The organism is Undibacterium sp. SXout20W (genome assembly GCF_049340285.1).
Taxonomy (GTDB): Bacteria; Pseudomonadota; Gammaproteobacteria; order Burkholderiales; family Burkholderiaceae_D; genus Undibacterium.
In genome coordinates, this window is the sequence record NZ_JBMPPH010000037.1 from 15639 (window position 1) to 36206 (window position 20568).

Sequence of the window (20568 nt, forward strand, 5' to 3'; positions counted from 1 at the left end):
TAGTTACTATGAAGCTCTCATTTCAACAAAAAATCAAACATCGCCTGAGCCTGGCAGTGGCAGCCAGCTTAACGGTCGCGAGTGTTTTTGCCGCTGGTGTCGCCCATGCGAACGACGTGCTGACCATCGCTGCAAGCCCTGTACCGCATGCGGAAATACTCGAATTCATTAAGCCGCAATTGGCCAAAGAAGGCGTCGACTTGAAAATCAAAGTATTTACTGATTACATTCAACCAGCAGTGCAAGTGAATGAAAAGCATTTAGACGGTAATTTCTTTTTGCATCAACCTTACCTGAACGAATTTAAGAAAAGTCATTCTAACGATATCGAAGTACCAGTCGCTAAAGTGCACGTAGAACCATTTGCAGCCTACTCTTCTAAATACAAAAAAGTCGCTGATATTCCGAATGGCGCAACAGTGGCGATCCCAAATGATCCATCTAATTCTGGTCGTGCTTTGCTGCTGTTGGCAAAACAGGGCTTATTAACCCTGAAGGATCCAAGCAATATTTCTGCAACCAAAAAAGATATCATCGCCAATCCTAAAAACTTGAAATTTAAGGAGCTGGAAGCAGCAACGCTGCCACGTGTATTGAATCAAGTTGATTTGGCGTTGATCAATACCAACTACGCGATTGAAGCGAAACTGAATCCAGTCAAAGATTCTTTATTCATCGAAGATGCAAATTCACCTTACGCGAACCTGTTGGTAGCGCGTGACGATAACAAAAATAGCCCAGCTTTCAAAAAACTGATCGCCGCTTTGCAATCGCCAGAAGTGAAGAAATTCATCGAAGAAAAATACAAAGGTGCCGTGGTTCCAGCGTTTTAATTTAGCTAAAGGGTGGGGTAGCTGCAACCCGTGTTGTGATCACGTTAAGAAATATTTGGAGGGTTGCACCTATCCGGAAATTTTAGGACGAAAAAAAAACGCCGCAAATTATGCGGCGTTTTTGTTTGAATCTCAATCGAGATTCAATCGCTTAGTTACGTACAACGCGTTTGTATTCGTTAGTGCGTGTATCGATTTCAATCACGTCGTCTTGGCTCACGAACAGTGGAACTTGTACTGTGTGACGATGCGCTTCGATTGCGTTTTCGATTTTCGCTTCTTTCAACACGTTACCAGAAGTGTTGCCTTTGACTGCTGGCTCAGAGTACACAACTTGACGTGCGATCGTGGTTGGCAATTCAACGGAAATTGCTTTGCCATCATAGAAGACGGCTTCGCATTCCATGCCATCTTTCAGGTAATGCAATGCATCGCCCAAGTTTTCTTCTTCGATTTCGTACTGGTTGTAATCTGTGTCCATAAATACAAACAATGGATCAGCGAAGTAAGAATAAGTTACTGGCTTTTTGTCCAGAACGACAACGTCAAACTTGTCGTCGCCACGGAATACGGATTCTTGTGGGCTGTTAGTCAGAAGATTTTTCATCTTCCATTTGTAGGTGAAGCCCGTGCGGCTTGAACCGTTAACGTCAGAGCGCAAAACGATCATAGGCTTGCTATCGACCATAATAATGTTGCCAACACGAATTTCTTTTGCAGGTTTCATAGTAAATATACGTAAAAAGGTGATTGCATAAAAATCATCTGTTGCCTACTGGTAAAAGCCCTGCAAGCCCACGTCCGATTGAATTTGAAAATACGGTAAAAATTAACCGCACATTTTACCCCATTTTTTACCAACAATTACTGCAGAGTGGCGGCAAACTTGAGTAAATTGGTGCTGAAATTGCCATTTTTGAGCATTTCTTTGTGCCATTCGATGCTCATGGCGGTGATGGATGGTAAGTCTTTTAGCAATGAGCGCCAGATTGCTTCCCAACCAGCGTCAGGTTTTTCAGCATCATTCCATACAAGGGATAAATGCTTCAGGCTGGCAGATGCCGGGGTATAGCGTTTTAAAAATGCCTTGAGTTTAACGTGATGCAGATTGTCGTCTTGCGGATAAATGTGCCAGATAAAGGGCTTGTTCGCCCATTGAGCGCGTACAAACGAGTCTTCGCCACGAACAAAATTCACGTCACAAGCCCACAATAGACGGTCATAGTCTGGCTGCGGCATGAAGGGGATGACACGTAAACTTAGGCCACCTCGTGTCGCGTGAGCGCCAGCTTTTCCGGGGCGCCCCAGGAACTGTTCAACGGCGGCGCTTGCAACGCCTTCCGGTACGAGGCAGGTCACGGCGGATGTGCTGTTTTGCCATGCATCAAATAATGCTACCACCGGCGCATGCGGGTAGCAAAACAACGACACTTTGGTGGCAGCTTGCTCTTTGTCCGTCAATCCTAATTGCGACAGGAATTGTGCTTGCGCCAGTTGGTCGGATTGAAACTGCTGGCGCTGCTCGTTTAAGTTACTTTCTACGATTAAGCCCCCCGTTTTATTCGTGAAACCGGGGAAAAAGAAATATTTCGTCAATGAATAAGACGGATGTGGTGATGGCAGGGTGTGGCAACCTTCCACCCACTCTTCAGCGCTCAAACCCTCAAGGTTGAACCAAAGTGGCCGCGGCGTGCGCACTGCCATCGCCTTAATGTAACCGGGAGGAATGTCACAGCCAAAAAATTCGATGACGAAATCCGCAACGTCACTGCATGTAAAATCAGCATTCTGATCGCGCCAATGCGTCACTTGAATGTCTTGGATTCGCTGTTCTGGTAGCGATGTTTGTACTTCCGGGCAGAGACGTTTGAAACTAACCAAATCATCAACCCATAAGTTGACAGCGATTGCATGCTCATGCGCTAGTTGTTTGGCTAAACGCCAACAAATACCAATGTCGCCGTAGTTATCGACGACCTTGCAAAACAGGGCTAGGGTGGTTTTTTGTTTTGTAACTTCGGCCATGATGATTCTGTGTGATTCTGTGTGATTCTGAGAGAGATTACCCGCTACTGTTCGGTGAATTTCTATGCGGGCAGATTAATCGTGCGATTGTAAAGCCCACCGGGGTTTTTAAAAAATTAAGCGAAATGATTTTTCCATTCACGTAATGCAGCAAAATTAGCCGCTTCATCATGCGAATTTGTAATTTTGTGATGTTTGAGCAAACTGGAAATCACACTTGCTTGTCGGCTTCGCAAAAAAGGATTGGTTTGCTTTTCTAATCCGATTTGCGTGGGTACCGTGGGAATACCCTGATCTCGTTTATGCTTTTCGGTGACCAAACGCTGTTTTAGTTGGACGTTGTCTGGCTCTACCTCCGTGGCAAAACGCAAGTTCGACAGCGTGTATTCGTGTGCACAATAAACCATGGTGTCGTCTGGCAACTGCGCTAATTTGTCGAGTGAGGTCAGCATTTGGGCTGGCGTGCCTTCAAATAACCGGCCACAACCCCCGGCAAACAGGGTGTCTCCACAAAACAGCCAATGTTGAGTTGCTGCGAAGTAGGCTATATGCCCCAGTGTGTGGCCCGGTACGTCGATCACTGAAAGCTGTAAATCCAGTTCTGGCAGGTGTACCGTATCACCTTGGCGTAAGGCTTCTGTAACGACTGAAATACCATCATTTGCCGGACCAAATACGGGAATTTGGCGAGACGTCGCTAACTTTGCCAAGAGCGCCGGAACGCCACCAATATGGTCAGCATGGTGGTGTGTCAGCAAAATCGCAGATAATTCGAGCTTATGTTGTGTCAAGGCATGTAATATAGGCACTGAGTCGCCCGGATCAACAACAACCGCATGTGTTCCATTGTGGATGATCCAAAGGTAATTATCCTGAAACGCGAGTACCGTCAAAATAGTCAGAGAGCTGTTCATAGATATGTGGATGCAATGGAAAAGAACATTATAGACCTCACTGAATGGTTAGAGTTGCCAGCAGGCCGCTACGTGCTCGAATGGGAACAAGCATTGCTGGCAAAACTGACGGTTGATATTTTTGGCTACAATGCCGTACAAATTGGCATGCCACAAATTGACGGTCTGGCAGCAAGTCGTATGCCGAATCGGTGGTTGACTGATTCCGTGTTACCAGTTTCGCCTATTTTTCCTGCGACGACCGCGCCGCGCCCGATTGTGGTTGTCCATGATTTTTCAGAATTGCCGTTCGATACGCAAAGTATTGACCTGATTATTTTGCCGCACGTTTTAGAATTTACTAATGAGCCGCATCAACTGTTGCGTGAAGTTGAGCGAGTATTGATACCGGAAGGCCGCGTCATTATTAGCGGTTTCAATCAGGCAAGCTTGTGGGGGGCGAGGCAATTTGCGGGACGTTTAAATAAGCGTTATTTTCTCCCGCAAGAGGGAGAATTTATCAGTTTCGCACGGATGAAAGATTGGCTGAAGTTATTAAATATGGAAATCGGAGGCCATGAATTTGGCTGTTACGTTCCCCCATGTTACTCAGAAAAATGGTTGCAACGCTTCCAATTTATGGAGAATTCCGGTAAAAAATGGTGGCCCTACCTTGGGGCAGTCTACATGGTGCAGGCTGTCAAACGTGTACGCGGTATGCACCTGGTTGGCCCCGCATGGAAACAAAAACGTCTGGCACGCGGAAACGCGGTTGCCGTCGTCAATAAAGCAAAAAAATAAAAAATATGGATAAAATTGAAATTTATACGGATGGCGCCTGCAAAGGTAACCCAGGTGTTGGCGGTTGGGGTGCGCTACTCGTTGCTGGTGAAAAAGAAAAAGAAATGTGCGGTGGCGAAAAAGAGACCACCAACAATCGTATGGAATTGATGGCGGTAATTCAGGCACTGGGCGCCTTAAAGCGTCCATGCCATATCACTTTGCATACCGATAGCCAATATGTGCTCAAAGGTATTACCGAATGGATTACTGGCTGGAAGGCTAAGGGTTGGAAAACCGCTGCCAAAGCCCCCGTAAAGAACGTCGATTTATGGCAAGCACTGGATGCCGCGCAATCTACCCACAAAATAGAATGGCGTTGGGTGCGTGGTCATACGGGGCATCATGGCAATGAGCGTGCTGATCAACTTGCTAATCGTGGTGTCGAAAAAGTATTGGCGGGTGAGGTTTAATAAATTGCGTAGGCTGGACAGTAAAGTCGTCGCTAAAAGATAGGATTTGGCGGTATGAAGCGCATTAATAATGAAGAAGTGATAAAGCAAAAGGAGACGCCAGACAGGCAGCGTCGATTGGCTTTGGCAGCTTTATTGACGGTCAGTGTTTCTCCTGTTTTTGCAGTGTCAGAAAATGAGGTACCTCTGCTGATCTGGCAGTTAACTGATAATCTTAATCAAGCTTTGCCGACAAAGCCCTCGATACAACGTGTTGTTGATTATCTGCGCATCAAATCTGGCATACGCCTTCATTTACATGCCTATCCATGGAATCGTGCATTGAAGTTGGCCAATGAAGGCAGTGCTCCAATCTGGGGTTTGTCGCAAACGCCAGATCGATTGCAGCGCTTCGTTTTTTCGCATCCTATTTTTGAAACCAATGTATGGATGCTGGTAAGCAAGTCGCAAACCTCAGCGATCAGTAATCTGGCCTCGCTCGCTGGTAAACGCGTGAGTATTTTTCATGGAGTTTCGTACGGTGCTGAGTTTGATGCGGCAAAAAACACCCTGTTTAAAGTTGAAGAAGATAGCGATAATCTTGGCGCCCGCATGGCAAAGCTGATCGCTGGCCGTTGTGACGTGATGTTGCATTCCAATCACGCTAAAACCGCGGAGCAGGTCGTTACAGAGTTGAGTGACTACGGATATGACGCAAATCAATTACGTGTGATCCCAAATCCTTTATTGAGTGAATCGGTATGCATCGCGATACTCAAGGAAAAGGCTGCCAGCTTCCCGTTCGCTGAGCTTAATCTGGCAATTGATGTGGGCAGGCATACTGGTGAGATTGAGCGGCTATTGCGAGATTAAATTTTGGGGAAGATAGGGGGCGTGGGCGAAGATAGTGGGGGCGCAAGTGACGACAATAGCTCAAGTAGTATGGTCAGATTTGACGCGGTATTCGCCATTTGAATTGTAGGCCTAAGCAAATTGTCTGGTCGCAGGTCTTTGTAAGGTAGAAATTCATCATTGAGGCATCATGGGATGTCAGTAAAGTCTCCAATATCAGTGCCTGATTAGCTGCTGCTCCCACAACTACTACCACAACTACTGCCACAGCTTACGCCTCCGGTCGATGAACTATCTGTCATTTGTGATGCCGGATTATTTCTTGCCCGCGCCAAAGCCTGTTCCTGCATAATCTCAAAACTCTGTTCACTGATTAAGCCTAGTGCCAGCATCTCCGTTGGCTGGAAACTTTGTGGAAAATGAAAGCTTCCTTCGGGGACGCCTAGAAAACTGAGGTTTCTATAACCTAATTTTCCAATGTTATTTTGGTAAGCGTATCCATGTGGCATTTTGAGGCGCGCATCCAGTGTAAATAATGCAGGTACTTCCGCACTAAATTCTGAAATTCTATCTTGGTTTCTGGCGGCCATCAGGCATGCGGCTAAGGCATTTTCAAGCGACCTTGGCATCTCTGTCGCTTCAATATGCGGAATGGTGCGGCCAAAGTGTTTAATGCAGAAGTGATCGAGTGAAATCGATGAATACTTGTTCCATGCGTGCCATACTGAGTCCGCTGCTTTAGATGGAAGTGCGCACGCTTGTTTGCTGCAGGTAACACAGTCAAAAAAACGCATTAAACCTTCGCTAGCGCGGGCGAAAAAAAAGGCATTCTGCGGAATGCCTGGGAATTCTGAAGGGGCGACATCTTGCCAGTATAGAAACAGGGCTGGTGGCATGTCGCGTAAAATTAGTTCATAACTTGACTTGCTGATAAAGTTCTTGGCACGATATTGTGCAACTTGGTGACTGAGTTGCAGAGTGAGGTTTTTGATTTGCATTTGATCTCCTTTTTTGTTGTTTTTGTAAAGTCATCATAGAATATTTAAGGTAATGCGGTATCAGGAAAACTACGTATTTATCGTCAAGGAGCGCGTGAGTTAGGATTGTAGTTCTATTTGCAAATGCTCTAAAAATTGGTGTACATGATAAGCATCAACCAACCCGTGAGGGACAAATGTTCCGACCGGCATCAACATTTTCCCATGTCTTTGTTCGCATTTTCCCACTGAAATTTTTGGCACACTGTCACGACCATCATGTTGGCGTGCATGCGTGATGCCACTAAATTTGATCCATGGCATCGCGGAAAAATGGATCACATCGTCGCGCGCGCATTCGTCGTTGAAGCATAGCCCGCAGCTGTCTTTAATTTTTTGCATTGCCATTTCCGCTTCAGCGGCAAAATGTGCAAAATCCGGCTGAAAGTAGATCGGACAGAAGCCAAATGTATGGTCAGCCCGACTAATTGTGGCATTGACGTGAATCGTGTCATACACGACCACTTGTTGGTCTTCAATGCGATAACGCATGGCCTCGGTATGATTGATAGCGAGCAAAGTTTTATGCAAGTAATACAGGAAAAAGGATTGTTCCTCTCGTTTGCAAAACGCATACGCTTTGCTGCAATCGACATCGGCAATGATGCCGTGAAATGGCTCATCCAACTGCGAAAAAAAAGCGTAATGTTCGCGGCGATTCCACGTGTTCAGGTCGAGAGTTTTTTTCATATCGTGTTGGTGCAACAATGTTCAGTGATACGGGCATCGCCAAAAAAATAGGGATAGTCAGGCTATCCCTATTGTGGCATCTGTAGCAAAACTTTTCTTGCGCTAATCGTTTGCTAACTCAGAGCTTATTTAGCACAAAGATTTGCAAAGCGATCAGCGCATTGCTGCGATCAGTTGTTCAAGTTTGACCGTATCAGCACAGAATGCTCGTATGCCTTCGGACAGTTTTTCTGTTGCCATCGCGTCTTCATTGAGTTGGAACCGGAATGCTTTTTCGTTCATGTCGATCTTGGCGACGTCCGAATGCTGTGCCAACTCCTTGCTCAATTTTTGCGTGATGGTACTGTTGGAATCTGCTAATTTTTGCAATAGGTCCGGGCTGATGGTCAACAAATCACAGCCGGCTAATTCGAGGATTTGTGAAGTATTGCGGAAGCTTGCGCCCATGACTTCCGTCTTATAGCCGAATTTACGGTAGTAAGAGTAAATGCGCTTTACTGACAACACGCCTGGGTCATCTGCACCGAAAATCTCTTGACCAGTTTTTGCTTTGTACCAGTCATAAATGCGCCCAACGAAGGGGGAAATCAATTGCGCACCAGCTTCTGCGCAGGCAACAGCTTGTGCCAGACTAAACAGCAAAGTCATGTTGCAACGGATGCCTTCTTTTTCGAGAATTTCGGCAGCGCGGATACCTTCCCAAGTGGAGGCGATCTTGATCAGTATGCGTTCACGTGAAATGCCCGCAGCTTCGTACATGGCGATCAGTTGGCGGCCTTTTGCGACTGTGGCTTCGGTGTCAAAAGACAAGCGTGCATCAGTTTCAGTCGATACACGACCAGGGATTTCTTTCAGGATTTCCAGACCAAAAGCAATCAGCAAATGATCGATCGTTTCATCGATGGATTTGCCCGTTGTCGCGGCAACGGCTTGTTCCAGCAAGTGTTTGTATTCAGGCTTTTGTACCGCTTTTAAAATCAACGAAGGATTGGTGGTCGCGTCACGTGGCGTGTACGCTTTGATCGCCTGAAAATCGCCGGTATCGGCAACGACAGTAGTGAATTGCTTGAGTTGTTCTAATTGATTCATGGTGGGGACAATATCAAAAACTTCAGGGGTTAACGTCAACAATTGGTGATCCTGCAACAATATCACCAATTACGGCAGCTTCAAAGAAACCACCCTCACGGAAAATAGCTAAAACTTGTTCTACTGCATTGGCACTGCACGATACTAACAGTCCGCCCGATGTTTGCGGGTCGGTTAATAATGCTTGTTGGGCAGGGCTGATCTCAGCGTGTAACTTGACATCGTCGCCGTAGGCTGCCCAGTTTCTGGCGGAAGCACCAGTAATAAAACCATCGCTGGCTAATTCCTCCACCTTATCCAGGAGTGGAATCTGGTGCATGTGTAGATTGGCTTGCACCTTGGCACCGCGACAGACTTCCAATAGATGGCCAAGTAGTCCAAAGCCGGTTACGTCAGTCATGGCATTCACACCAGCCAGTTGCGATAAATGCTGACCAGGGCGATTTAATTTGGTGGTACTGGCGATCATGCTGGCGTAGCCAGCGTCATCAAGTACTTGTTTTTTGAGTGCGGCAGAGAGAATTCCCACGCCTAACGGTTTGCCGAGAATTAGCTTATCGCCTGGTTTGGCATCGGCATTGCGTTTCACTTTGGATGGATGAATTAAGCCCATCACAACCAGTCCATAAATCGGTTCAACCGAATCAATGGTGTGGCCGCCAGCGATGGGTATGCCAGCTTCGGCGCAGATGGATTCTCCACCTCGAATGATTTGACCGATTACATCTAATGGCAGTTTATTGATGGGCATGCCAACCAACGCCAGCGCCATGATAGGCGTGCCGCCCATGGCATACACATCAGAAATGGCATTGGTCGCGGCAATGCGCCCGAAATCAAAAGGATCATCGACAATCGGCATGAAAAAATCAGTGGTCGCGATGAGTGCTTGCTCGTCATTGAGCTTGTAAACAGCGGCATCATCGGCCGTCTCGATACCCACCATTAAGGCTGGTGGCACTGGGAAACCAGTCGATTTTTTGAGAATTTCAGATAAAACGCCCGGGGCGATTTTGCAGCCGCAGCCACCACCGTGGGAGAATGAGGTTAAACGTACTGGCGGCTCGGTCGGGTTTGTCATGATTTTTCTATTTTGGCGAACATCAAAATGGTGATTATACGCCGCGGCACCATCTTGAGGCGCAACACAAGGTGCCGATCAATGTGGCGGAGCCAGTTTTTGTCATTCATTTGAGTATAAAAAAAGCGACCACCTTAGTGATCGCTTTTTGATGATATGGCTTATCTGATATTGCCTATATTGCCTATATTGCCCAGGCTGGCTATCTCGGTGATATCAGAGTGCCGTATCAGGTATCAATAGTCGCCGAATGAACGACGAGCGCTGCCTTCGTTAGAACGGTTGCCTTTGTAGCCGCCGCTACCTTCTTTGCGTGGGCCAGAGCCAGTTCCATTGCCATTACCGGCACCTGCTGGTTTACTAAAAGAACGTTGCGCTGGCTTGTTGTTACCAAAATTGTTGCCAGTTTTACGGCTATCGCCTGGTTTCCAGCCCGTTGGCTTACGCGCTGTGGAGGAACGTGATGGCGCTGCTGTTTTCTTTGGTTCAAAACCTTCGATGACATCGACAGGAATCAATTGCTTCGTGAAACGTTCGATGCGCTTAACGTGCATGCTTTCTGCGTGGTTCACCAGAGAAACAGCCAGACCTTTACGGCCAGCACGACCAGTACGACCGATACGGTGTACGTAATCTTCTGGAAACTTAGGTAAATCGTAGTTGAATACGTGTGTGATGCCTGGTACGTCGATACCACGGGCAGCAACGTCAGTTGCAACCAAAACGCGGATCTGACCGCGACGCAAGCCGTCTAATGTGCGGTTACGGGCGCCTTGGTGCATGTCGCCGTGCAATGCGGCAGCAGCGAAACCAGCGATGTTCAGACGATCTGCGATCGTGTCTGCATCACGCTTAGTTGCAGTAAATACCACAGCCTGGTCAACAGAAACGTCACGCAACAGGTGATCCAGCATACGATTTTTGTGCGACAAATCATCCACGAAGTGAACTTTTTGCTGAATGTTTTCATGTTTACTTGCAGAACCAGCGATCTGAACGATCAATGGTTCAGTCGTGATACGTTTTGCCATGTTACCAACAACGCCATCCAATGTCGCAGAGAACAACATGGTTTGACGTGTAGGAGGTGTCGCTGCAACGATTTTTTCGATGTCATCGATGAAACCCATATCCAACATACGGTCAGCTTCGTCCAGAACCAACATTTGCAGTTCGGAGAAGTCGATCTTGCCAGATTCCATGTGGTCGATCAGACGACCAGGTGTTGCCACCAGAATTTCTGGGTTGCGGGACAATAATTGCATTTGTTTTGGGTAAGGCATGCCACCCAAAATCGATACGGCCTTGATACGGCGTGAATACGCGCTGTATTTGTCAGTTGCTGTTGTGACTTGCAAAGCAAGTTCACGGGTTGGTGTCAAAACCAACATTTTTGGTTTTGCGGCAACAAAACGTGGACGATCGCCACGGGAACGTGCAGATTGACGTTCTTGGTTTGGTGTTTTGCTGTTGTCATAGCTGACAACTTCAGCGGAAATCAATTTGTGTAAAGCTGGCAACATAAATGCTGCAGTTTTACCGGAACCAGTTTGGGAGGAGACCATCAGGTCACGACCTTCAATCGCAGCAGGAATAGCTTGTTCTTGTACCGATGTTGGCTTAGTGTAGCCAGAGTCAGTCAATGCGCGGATCAGGTTAACGTGGAGGCCTAGTGCTTCAAAACTCATGGAATTCTTTCGTAAAAATTTAGCGCGATGCAAGCGTAACGCGCGCAAAAATGCAGCGCCAACCAAACGAAATGAACACAGAAAATCCAACAACGGACGACAATGAGATTTCGGCACAAAAGCTTTGCGCCGGGATGATGTCTTTGGTGAAACTAGACATGCAGGGCGGGAGGGCTTTTACATGCACCATCCACGAAGGATGTGCACAGGCTTGCGATGCTACAGTTCTTTTGCTGCGATTTATTGCAGTGAAAAAACGGAATGATACATGATTTTGAGAAATAGCGCAGATTTTTTTATCTCTGCGCTGTGATTGCGTTGTGATTGAGTGTTGTTTGGCCTTGCATTTGCTTTAGCTTTTTTGCTTACAAACACTTTGCCAGGCAAATTCTGCAGTGCCATTCATCTGAAACCGAAAGCGCTGATCTTGCCAGCCTTGAGCGAATAGAGCGAGAACCTGATCATAGTATCGATCTGTCCTGATTGGCTGCGCCGCTAAACGAAGTTGCTGTTGTTGTAATGTTTTGATATTTTTGCTTGCATGCAAAAACGGGATCAGAGCGGCAGAAAAACCGCTTGAACCTACACCTTTTGCTTGTCCGCTCACTATATTAACAAACTCAGGTGGATAGCCTTGGTTTGCGGTCAAATTGGCCATCGGCTGCAACATTTTTAGCAGGCTCGCGCGTTCAATTTCTTTTTCCGCTAACATACCCACCCATAGGTAGACTCGGATTGCATTGTAGCCACCATCGCCTTTTTCTATGCCTTGTAGATCAGGCGAAAAACCTTGCTCCTGATTGAATAATATCCAGTCGGCTGAATATCCTTTAGGCGACGCCCCGTTGATGATTTTTAACGACGACGCAATTACTTTTTTCCAACGTGGATCTCTGTCGTGATGTTCAAGCCATCGCAGAAGCTGCAAAGGCAAATAGCTGGGGTTGAGCTTCCATTGATTGTTTGCAAGGGCGAAACCCTTGGGCGCGGGCAATAGCGTCAAGCCCAGCAATGGTAGTTCAGCGGTTTCTTCATTGAGAATTCGTTGCGCAATTAATGTTGAAAGTGCTGCATACCGTTTATCTTTCCAGACGTCTGCAGCCACACCCAGGGTGTAGGCGATCCAAAGGTCTGCATCCGTGGCGGAATTGCTATCAACCACCCCCCAGCTATTATCGGGACGCTGTCCCCACTGCCACGCCGGCAAGCGTGCTGTCAGGTCGCCATTGGCGAGATTGTTTTCCGTCCATGTGAGCAGCGATTGAAAACTAGCTTTATCATTGGCGGCCAACGCAAAGAACATCGCGTACGCCTGACCTTCTGAGACGGTCGGTTTGATGTTGCCACTATGATCTATCACGCGCCCGTCATCGGTGATGAAGGACCGCTTGAATTGTTCCCATTCAGGCCATGAGGTTGTGCAGTTGGATGAGCTTGCCAACGCGGAATGCGAGCTAATTGATGTGCAAAGCCCAAATCCAACCACGATCGCCATCAATATTTTTTTAACTTGGTAACGCAATGAACGATGCGAATGATGAGGCCTGCTTTGGGTCTGGGGCTGGGTCTGGCTATCGCTATCGCACAAAGGGTAAAACAATGGTTTCATAGTTTCGTTTGAGTAAAGCCAGTTAGCCTGCTACGATACTTCAGGTATTGATTGAATGGAAGACGAGGGCTGACCGGGAGTTTTCTGTTAGTCCACAGTGTAAACCATGGAGTTAAATTTGAGATTCAAAAATCTGATCATCACGGCATTTTGTGTATCGACAGGCTGTATTTGCAGTTTGGCGCAGGCAGAAACTATTTCGGTCGCGGTCGCGGCGAATGTGCAATACGCTTTTGACGATTTGAAGACAGCGTTTAAGCAAGAGACCGGCAATGAAGCGGTAGGGACAATTAATTCTTCAGGTAAATTTGTGGCGCAAATTACGAATGGCGCTCCGTTCGACGTATTTTTGTCGGCAGATATGGAGTTTCCCGAAAAATTATACAAAGAAGGCTTTAGCACTGCGGCTCCCAAGATCTACGCCTATGGTGCGCTGGTCTTATGGACCACAAAGAACATCGATCTGACACAATGGCAGTCGGTCTTAGCAGGCTCTCAGGTGACGCACATTGCGGTTGCTAATCCTAAAGCAGCACCATATGGTCGCGAAACGATGAAGATGCTGAGTGCCTTGAAATTACAACAGAGTTTGCAAGCAAAATTGGTATTTGGTGAAAGTATTGCGCAAACTAACCAATATATCCATTCAGGCGTTGTTGACGTCGGATTTACAGCAAAATCGGTGGTCTTGTCACCGGATATGCAGGGTCAGGGGAAATGGATCGATGTACCTAAATCGACGTATCAGCCCATTGCGCAAGGTGCTGTGATCTTGAATTATGGTAAAGAACATCATGCAAAAGTCGCCCAACAGTTTTATGATTTTTTGTATTCCACGAAGGCGCGCGCGATTTTTGAGCGCTACGGGTATTTGCTTCCATGAACCAGTTATTTGGACATATTGCTACGATTGAGGTGCACGGTAGTGTCGCGCTGGTTGATATGCACGTTAAGACTACAGCGAGCGACTTGCGGTTGTCGGCAACCCTATTAGGCAACCAGGAAACCCTGGCATCGTGGCATAGTGACCAGGCGGTGCACATCTTGTTTAAAGAAACCGAAGTAGCGCTGGCGAAAAATTTGCAGGGACAAATAAGTCTTCGTAACCGTATCCCCGTGCAAATTTTCGCCATTGAAGACGGGCAGATATTGACGCGCATCATTCTGACTATTCATGGGCTTGCTGACGTTCGTATCAGCTCAGTCATTACCACCCGTTCGGCGAAGAGCTTGCAATTGAGGGTCGGTGATGACGTTGATGCACTGGTGAAGTCCAATGAAATGACGATACGGGCAGTACAGACAATACAGGCAATACAGGTGAAGTCGATTCAGACGACAGTCAACGAGGAAAAAATGCGATGATGGATTTGGATATGCAACCGTTATGGTTGACGTTTAAATTAGCGAGTTGGACGACCCTTTTGTTGATCGTCATCGGTATTCCATTAGCTTATAAAATCGCCTATACACAAAGTCGTTTCAAACCTGTGTTTGAAACCTTAGTCAGCATGCCATTGGTGTTGCCACCTTCGGTCTTAGGATTTTATCTTCTGCTGGCGTTTAGCCCGCAGCAAGCGTTTGGCCATTGGCTGGAACAGTTTTTCCATATCAAATTGGTGTTTAGTTTTGCGGGCTTGGTGATCGGTTCGATGATATTTAGTTTGCCGTTTATGGTTCATCCTATCCAGGCAGGCTTGCAGAATTTACCTGGCAGCTTGCTCGAGGCGTCGCGTAGTCTCGGTAAGTCAGACTGGTTTACGTTGCGTCGCGTTTTATTGCCAAACATTAAACCAGCACTCTTGACGGGTATTGTTCTAAGTTTTGCTCATACAGTGGGCGAATTTGGTGTGGTACTAATGATAGGTGGAAATATTCCCGGCGTTAGTAAGGTCGCATCGATTGCCATTTATGATGAGGTCGAAGGCCTTAATTATCCAGCGGCGCATAGGTATGCGGGCGTGTTGTTTGCGCTCAGTTTTAGTATCTTATTGATGGTGTATTTACTTAACCGTCGCCATGCGCATTTGGTCCGCTCAGGAATGGTGCGCTCATGATTTCGATTGAATGTCGCAAACAATTGGCGGGTGCAACTGGTCATTTACAGTTGAACGTGCAAATGCAAATCGAGCAAGGTGCATTTGTGACGCTGTTCGGCGCATCAGGAGCGGGAAAGACGAGCTTGCTACGTATGTTGGCAGGTCTGACGCAACCTGATAGTGGCCGGATAGAAGTTGGTGGTGAGGTTTGGTTTGATAGTGAGAAGCGCCTTAGTTTGTCACCACAACAGCGTCTCGTCGGTGTCGTGTTTCAGGATTATGCCTTATTCCCTAATCTGACCGTGGCTGAGAATGTGGCTTATGCGCTCCATAAATCGCAACTTTCTCAAGCGCCCCGATTAATGGCGTTAACTGGTTTATCTCAGCTGAGTGATCGCTTACCTGCGAATTTGTCGGGTGGGCAGAAGCAGCGTGTGGCATTAGCACGCGCGTTAGCTCGCGTGTTACCGGTGCCGGGTGCGACAATGGCCGCTAAGAAATCCTCATTGCTTTTATTGGACGAACCCTTATCGGCATTGGATGCAGCATTAAGAGGACAATTACAGGATGAGCTTTTGATGCTGCACCGAGAGTTTGGACTTACGACCCTATTAGTGAGTCACGATATTGGCGAGGTATTTAAATTATCGCAGCAGGTTTTTGTCTTAGAACACGGAAAAATTTTACACTCGGGGTCGCCAGCCGAAGTTTTTTTGCAACAGCCATCGCAAGGCAAATTGAATCTGCAGGCACAGGTACTTGCCATCCGCAAAGAGGACGTGGTTTTTATTTTATCCTTGGTGGTCGGACAGGATATTGTTGAAATCATCGCTTCGCACGACGAGGTTGCGCATTTACAAGTCGGTCAACGAATCGCGATTTCGGCGAAAGCTTTTAGCCCGATGTTATTTACCTGATATTTTTGGCGAGCGTACGGAGCCGACATAAAAAAAGCTGCGAATGTTCGCAGCTTTTTTTTAAGCTCGGTTTTTAAGCTCGGTTTTTAAGCTCGGTTTTTTAATCTCACGTTTTAAACTCGCGCTTTAAACTCTAATTGTCGTTACGGTTAATTAAAAATTATTGGCTGTAGGATTCAGCATTCAAACCCATCACATGTGAGAAGCCACCGTCCACATAAGTGATTTCACCGGTAATACCATTAGCCAGGTTGGATAACAGGAATGCCGCAGTATTGCCAACGTCTTCAATTGTGACATTGCGGCGTAAAGGTGCATGATCCGCCACAAAGCCTAATAATTTGCCAAAATCTTTGATCCCACTTGCAGCCAAAGTTTTGATTGGGCCCGCTGAAATACCGTTGACGCGAATGCCTTTTTTACCGAGGTTTTCTGCGAGATAACGCACGGAGGCTTCTAAAGATGCTTTTGCCAGACCCATGGTGTTGTAATGGGGGATAGCGCGGATAGCACCCAGATAGGACAAGGTCAGCAGCGCAGAATCTTCACGCAACATTGGCAAAGCGGCTTTTGCCATTGCCGGGAAACTATATGCGGAGATATCGTGTGCAACGCGGAACGCTTCGCGGGAGAAACCGTCGAGGAATTCGCCCGCGATGGCTTCACGTGGCGCAAATCCAATCGCATGCACCAAGCCATCCAGATGATCCCAATGTTGACTGAGGTCTTTGAAGACCGCGTCGATTTGTTCATCGCTGGCGACGTCGCAATCGAACACCAGTTTGCTGTCAAATTCTGCTGCGAAATCGGTGATTCTGTCTTTGAAACGTTCACCAACATAGGTGAATGCGAGTTCAGCACCTTCGCGTTTGCATGCCTGAGCAATACCGTAAGCGATTGAGCGGTTGGACAACAGACCAGTGATCAGAATTTTTTTGCCTTGCAGAAATGCCATGTTAACTCCAGGTATTGTCGTAATATTGGTGCGGCTTGCAGGGCAAAAAGCCTTGTAGAACCGCGCCAGTATTACACTGTGGTTTTTGCATGAGTGTTCGTTACTAGTCTATTGATAGCTCGCTAGTAGCACTGCCACTCAAACTTTACTCATAGTTCATGCACAAATCAGTTCAGCTTAAGCAACAACGTCAGTAAGACTGCTTGTTGTAATTGCTATCATCCCATCAGGGCTGATTTGTGTAAGACCTAACTAATTGTGTTCCAGGTTTCTCTCAACTGAAAAAATGAATCGAAACCTACTTTGCTTCGAACTGCACCGACGCCATTTCGGGAAACAAAGAAATCATTTCTCTTGCATCAATTTCAGTTGTACAAAAATGTGTCGTATCGTCCCCTGCGTCAACACCGACTGTTTGATTCTTTGACTGTATGGCGCGATATCAATCAGCGGTTTTGCGACAATAGGTCGGAATTGTAGTTGTTAAGCGCGAATCGGGCAAATACTAAGTTCATTCTATTGAAACAATTTATTGTTACAGGGTAATTCTTTCCTGCGAGATGCATGATATTAGTGACGGCTAATCGCAAAGTACGCTGTAAAATCACGCAAGATCGATGCTAGATCGACCCCAAATCGAGTCTATATCGACCTTACTCCAACAATATATTGTTGTGCAGTTCTTCCGTTGTGAGAAAAGTGAGAAAAGTGAGAAAAGTAAGAAAAGTGAGAAAAGTGAGAAAAGTGAGAAAAGTGAGAAGAGTAAGAAACGTACGATCGTCCGTTTTTTTTGATTCTTCGCTGGCTCACAAAACGAAGCGCATCGACTTCAATAAGGCGCCTGGCAAAATTGCGCCGCCTGTATGTCTTTCTCCATATGAGCGATCATCCATGATTGTCTCTGTTTCTTGCGTCAACGCGAAGAGATGCTCACCCAAAATGCGAAATAGTGATTCATCGAAACGCATGACGTTGAGTGGCGCTTTAATTTGGCCGTTTTCCACCCAAAAACTTGCAAAGCGTGTCATGCCCGTGATTCTGCAACTAGCGCGATCAGAGAAGTTCAGGTACCACAAATTACTAATATAAATTCCCGTCCCCAGTTGTTGAAGCGCATCGGCCATCGCTAATGTGCCACCTTGCATGCGCAATGATTTTGCGGCTTCGTCATCACCAGCACCGTTACTTAGAATGCCGTATTCTTTAGCCGTACGCGGCGAAATCATACTGCCGCTCATTTTGCCAGCATGAATGAGTTTAATTTCGTGCGGCTTAATAAAACCTTGCGGTTGAAAAACAGGTTCCAAGCCTGCCAGACTATCTTCACTAAGAAAAACGTCCAGATGCAGGCTGACTTCACCGGAGTGAAGTCGCCGCAAACAGCTTTGGTGGGTCCGGAGCGATTTTTCTGAAAAACCGTCCCAGTTCAGCATGAGCAATAATTCATTCAGTGCGGTCGGTGTCAAATAGACGCGATAATCACCTGGCGGGATACTGATGGAAGCTTGAGCGAGTAGGGCAAGCTGCTGTTTTGCATCATTAAATTTTTCTTTGAACTGCGCTTGATCCCAGGTAAAACCAGCATAATTGGATTTCACTGCCTTATCGCCAGCGTAAAACAAGCTCCAGTCAAAATTAACATTGTGACTTTCAAACCAGTTGCGCTGCCCGTATGAATTGGCGAAGCCACGGTACTGAACGCCCGTGGTCAAAATTCCCACCATATCGACTCCCGCAGAAACCTCCAGAATATCAGCGACCATCTGCATTGCAGACGGTAACGACGATGTTTGAATATGGTTTGTATCTTGGACGTCAGTGGCGATCAATAAATGAGGATCGCGCGGTAAATCACGTAATAGTTCTCGTAGATAAGTCAAAGTACTTGTAAGACTGAAATAATCTTGAGCTAATTGACCGCAAAGGTTCAGACTACTGGAAACAAGTTTTTGATCCTCAAGTAGCTGTAACCGTAAAATGATTTGAACGACATGACCAGGTTGACGAATGGCATTACGATTAAATCGGACAAAATCCGTTTCTTCAGCTGATAACCAGCAGGTAAAAGTTTCTGAAGGCGTGATTTGGGTTTGCAAGTGCAATGCGAGTTGTTGAAAATAATCTTGCATTAGATTTCTCCTCCAAACACGTCGACATGGTCAAATAAACAGGCTGGTGAAGCGTGACCCACTCGGATAACTTGTGACGGCTCACCTTTGCCGCAAAACGGTGTTCCCATGACCACGTAGGTAGACACGTCGCCCACCATTTTTAAAGAACGCCAAAAGCTTTCGGAGATGCCGCGATAATTCGGATTTTTAATTAATCCTTTAATTTCACCATCCTTAATCAATTGGCCATATTCGCAGCCAAATTGGAATTTATTGCGGGAATCATCAATCGACCATGACACATTGGTGTTCATGAGGACGCCATTTTCGACAGCAGCAATCATTTGCTTCAAACTGCTATCGCCGGGCTCAATGTTGAGATTAGCCATGCGATCGATCGGCGGTCGGTTCCAGTCACAAGCGCGTGAATTTGCGAGGCCTTGTATACCTGACCGCGCTTGGGACAGTGCGCTCCCCAAGGGGCGCTGTAAGACGCCTTCCCGAATCAACCAGGTTTTTTCTGCTGGAGTGCCATCGTCATCCCATTGGTAACTGGCAAATTCCTCTGTTCTTTGCGGATCATGGGTGACATTGAGTAATCTGGACCCATATTGAAAATGTCCGAACATGGCCGGCTTGACGAAGCTAGTACCCGCAAAATTTCGTTCGTCACCAAGAATACGATCGAGTTCGAGCGGATGACCGATTGACTCGTGAATCTGTAGCATCATTTGCTCAGGTAACAGGAGTAAATCCATGCGACCTGAAGGACAGTTTTGCGCACTCAACAAGTCAATCGCTTCCTGCGCGATTCGTTGGCCTGAGCCGTAAAAACCGGCATGCTGTAAGATTTCCAGACCACCTTGATGGCAAAAACCGTTGTATTGCCCACCTAGGGTGCGGGTCTGTGTTTCTGATCCTTGATTTGCAGTGACGCGGAGATTGGGAATGAGATAGCTAAAGTGCTGCTGAATATCGGCACCAGCGCTACTCAAAAACCATTGATCAGAGGTGATCCTCGTCATGGATGCACTCCAGTCTACAATACGCGAATCGATCTGACAGGCCTGCGATTCCTGCATCAACAATGCAATCATCTCTGATCGTGACCAAGTGGTGGACGAAGGGCCAACATAGCGGCCTTGCGCTGCGGATTGAGGTATCGCACTAAAATCGGTGACAGACTTTCCGGCACTCATCTTTGCCCATTCACAGGCGTGCCCAATCGCTGTTTGCATGCCACTGGCCGATAAGTCACTTGTCGCCGCGTAGCCGTAGCCGCCTTGATGAATGACCGTAAACATCGCTCCCTGACTGCGTGTACTCGTCAACGGCTGTAAAATATTTTGCCTTACACTGAGGTCTTCACTTCGTTCATTAACGATGCGCATAGAGCAAAAATCGACCGCTGGTAGCAGTTCCTTGAACAAATTATTGAGAGATTCCAATCTTGTCTCCATTTGATTTTGCTGATTGCACCAACTTTGCCCACTGTGATTAAGCGGGGACGGTGTCGT

At 46.8% G+C, this 20568-nt stretch carries 20 protein-coding genes; 8 read left to right on the forward strand and 12 right to left on the reverse strand.

Translation table 11 applies throughout. The features are described 5' to 3' along the window. Window positions 1–8 precede the first annotated feature (8 nt). On the forward strand, window positions 9–833 hold the full coding sequence (locus tag ACO0K1_RS15820; protein WP_423027413.1) for a MetQ/NlpA family ABC transporter substrate-binding protein: 825 nt from the start codon (window positions 9–11) through the stop codon (window positions 831–833). Window positions 834–984: 151 nt separating this feature from the next. On the opposite strand, the gene ACO0K1_RS15825 is transcribed toward ACO0K1_RS15820, so the two are convergent. The 3 genes from ACO0K1_RS15825 to gloB form a co-directional block, all read right to left on the reverse strand. Further along, entirely contained in the window at window positions 985–1560 is a 576-nt protein-coding gene (locus ACO0K1_RS15825) for an elongation factor P (RefSeq protein ID WP_423027416.1), read from the reverse strand. A 137-nt stretch (window positions 1561–1697) separates the two neighbouring features. Then, on the reverse strand, window positions 1698–2858 hold the full coding sequence (gene earP / locus ACO0K1_RS15830; RefSeq protein ID WP_423027418.1) for an elongation factor P maturation arginine rhamnosyltransferase EarP: 1161 nt from the start codon (window positions 2856–2858) through the stop codon (window positions 1698–1700). Window positions 2859–2974: 116 nt separating this feature from the next. Further along, window positions 2975–3772 (reverse strand): hydroxyacylglutathione hydrolase, encoded by a 798-nt coding sequence (gene gloB, locus ACO0K1_RS15835; protein ID WP_423027420.1) that lies wholly within the window; start codon window positions 3770–3772, stop codon window positions 2975–2977. A 15-nt stretch (window positions 3773–3787) separates the two neighbouring features. On the opposite strand from gloB, the gene ACO0K1_RS15840 reads away from it, so the two are divergent. Genes ACO0K1_RS15840 through ACO0K1_RS15850 form a run of 3 tightly spaced genes read left to right on the forward strand, consistent with a single transcriptional unit; the run spans window position 3788 to window position 5856 of the window. Continuing rightward, the gene (locus ACO0K1_RS15840; RefSeq protein ID WP_423027422.1) at window positions 3788–4552 is read left to right on the forward strand and encodes a class I SAM-dependent methyltransferase; all 765 of its coding nucleotides are present in this window, start codon (window positions 3788–3790) and stop codon (window positions 4550–4552) included. A gap of 5 nt (window positions 4553–4557) precedes the next feature. Further along, window positions 4558–5004 carry a ribonuclease HI gene (rnhA, locus tag ACO0K1_RS15845; protein WP_423027424.1) on the forward strand — a complete coding sequence of 149 codons (447 nt, stop codon included), beginning with the start codon at window positions 4558–4560 and terminating at the stop codon, window positions 5002–5004. Window positions 5005–5058: 54 nt separating this feature from the next. Further along, entirely contained in the window at window positions 5059–5856 is a 798-nt protein-coding gene (locus ACO0K1_RS15850; RefSeq protein ID WP_423027426.1) for a substrate-binding periplasmic protein, read from the forward strand. Between the two features lie 206 nt (window positions 5857–6062). Here ACO0K1_RS15850 and ACO0K1_RS15855 read toward each other — a convergent pair whose 3' ends face one another. The 6 genes from ACO0K1_RS15855 to bcsZ form a co-directional block, all read right to left on the reverse strand. Next, window positions 6063–6833 carry a hypothetical protein gene (locus ACO0K1_RS15855; RefSeq protein ID WP_423027428.1) on the reverse strand — a complete coding sequence of 257 codons (771 nt, stop codon included), beginning with the start codon at window positions 6831–6833 and terminating at the stop codon, window positions 6063–6065. Between the two features lie 99 nt (window positions 6834–6932). Beyond that, complete coding sequence (locus tag ACO0K1_RS15860) at window positions 6933–7562, reverse strand: CatA-like O-acetyltransferase (RefSeq protein WP_423027430.1); 630 nt, start codon at window positions 7560–7562, stop codon at window positions 6933–6935. Between the two features lie 153 nt (window positions 7563–7715). Continuing rightward, window positions 7716–8651 carry a transaldolase gene (tal, locus tag ACO0K1_RS15865; RefSeq protein WP_423027462.1) on the reverse strand — a complete coding sequence of 312 codons (936 nt, stop codon included), beginning with the start codon at window positions 8649–8651 and terminating at the stop codon, window positions 7716–7718. A 22-nt stretch (window positions 8652–8673) separates the two neighbouring features. Beyond that, window positions 8674–9732 carry a selenide, water dikinase SelD gene (selD, locus tag ACO0K1_RS15870; protein WP_423027432.1) on the reverse strand — a complete coding sequence of 353 codons (1059 nt, stop codon included), beginning with the start codon at window positions 9730–9732 and terminating at the stop codon, window positions 8674–8676. A 236-nt stretch (window positions 9733–9968) separates the two neighbouring features. Next, a complete protein-coding gene (locus ACO0K1_RS15875; RefSeq protein ID WP_423027434.1) occupies window positions 9969–11420 on the reverse strand; it encodes a DEAD/DEAH box helicase in 1452 nt (483 codons plus the stop codon). A 352-nt stretch (window positions 11421–11772) separates the two neighbouring features. Further along, a complete protein-coding gene (gene bcsZ, locus ACO0K1_RS15880) occupies window positions 11773–13029 on the reverse strand; it encodes a cellulose synthase complex periplasmic endoglucanase BcsZ (RefSeq protein WP_423027436.1) in 1257 nt (418 codons plus the stop codon). A gap of 118 nt (window positions 13030–13147) precedes the next feature. On the opposite strand from bcsZ, the gene modA reads away from it, so the two are divergent. From modA to ACO0K1_RS15900, 4 genes are read left to right on the forward strand one after another with little or no spacing between them, the layout of a single operon-like run. Then, window positions 13148–13912, forward strand: coding sequence for a molybdate ABC transporter substrate-binding protein (gene modA, locus ACO0K1_RS15885; protein ID WP_423027438.1), 765 nt, complete (start codon window positions 13148–13150; stop codon window positions 13910–13912). Further along, window positions 13909–14394, forward strand: coding sequence for a TOBE domain-containing protein (locus ACO0K1_RS15890; protein ID WP_423027440.1), 486 nt, complete (start codon window positions 13909–13911; stop codon window positions 14392–14394). Before modA ends, ACO0K1_RS15890 begins: the two co-directional genes overlap by 4 nt. Then, a complete protein-coding gene (gene modB, locus ACO0K1_RS15895; RefSeq protein WP_423027442.1) occupies window positions 14391–15086 on the forward strand; it encodes a molybdate ABC transporter permease subunit in 696 nt (231 codons plus the stop codon). Before ACO0K1_RS15890 ends, modB begins: the two co-directional genes overlap by 4 nt. Then, window positions 15083–15985, forward strand: a complete 903-nt coding sequence (locus ACO0K1_RS15900) for an ABC transporter ATP-binding protein (RefSeq protein WP_423027444.1) — start codon at window positions 15083–15085, stop codon at window positions 15983–15985. Before modB ends, ACO0K1_RS15900 begins: the two co-directional genes overlap by 4 nt. A 160-nt stretch (window positions 15986–16145) precedes the next feature. Here the strand turns inward: ACO0K1_RS15900 and fabI are convergent, their stop codons facing one another. From fabI to ACO0K1_RS15915, 3 genes are all read right to left on the reverse strand, one after another. Further along, the gene (gene fabI / locus ACO0K1_RS15905) at window positions 16146–16940 is read right to left on the reverse strand and encodes an enoyl-ACP reductase FabI (RefSeq protein WP_423027446.1); all 795 of its coding nucleotides are present in this window, start codon (window positions 16938–16940) and stop codon (window positions 16146–16148) included. A gap of 806 nt (window positions 16941–17746) precedes the next feature. Further along, window positions 17747–19069 carry a metallopeptidase TldD-related protein gene (locus tag ACO0K1_RS15910; RefSeq protein WP_423027448.1) on the reverse strand — a complete coding sequence of 441 codons (1323 nt, stop codon included), beginning with the start codon at window positions 19067–19069 and terminating at the stop codon, window positions 17747–17749. Then, window positions 19069–20511 (reverse strand): TldD/PmbA family protein, encoded by a 1443-nt coding sequence (locus ACO0K1_RS15915; RefSeq protein WP_423027450.1) that lies wholly within the window; start codon window positions 20509–20511, stop codon window positions 19069–19071. The genes ACO0K1_RS15910 and ACO0K1_RS15915 overlap by 1 nt, the downstream gene beginning before the upstream one ends. Between the last annotated feature and the right edge of the window lie 57 nt (window positions 20512–20568).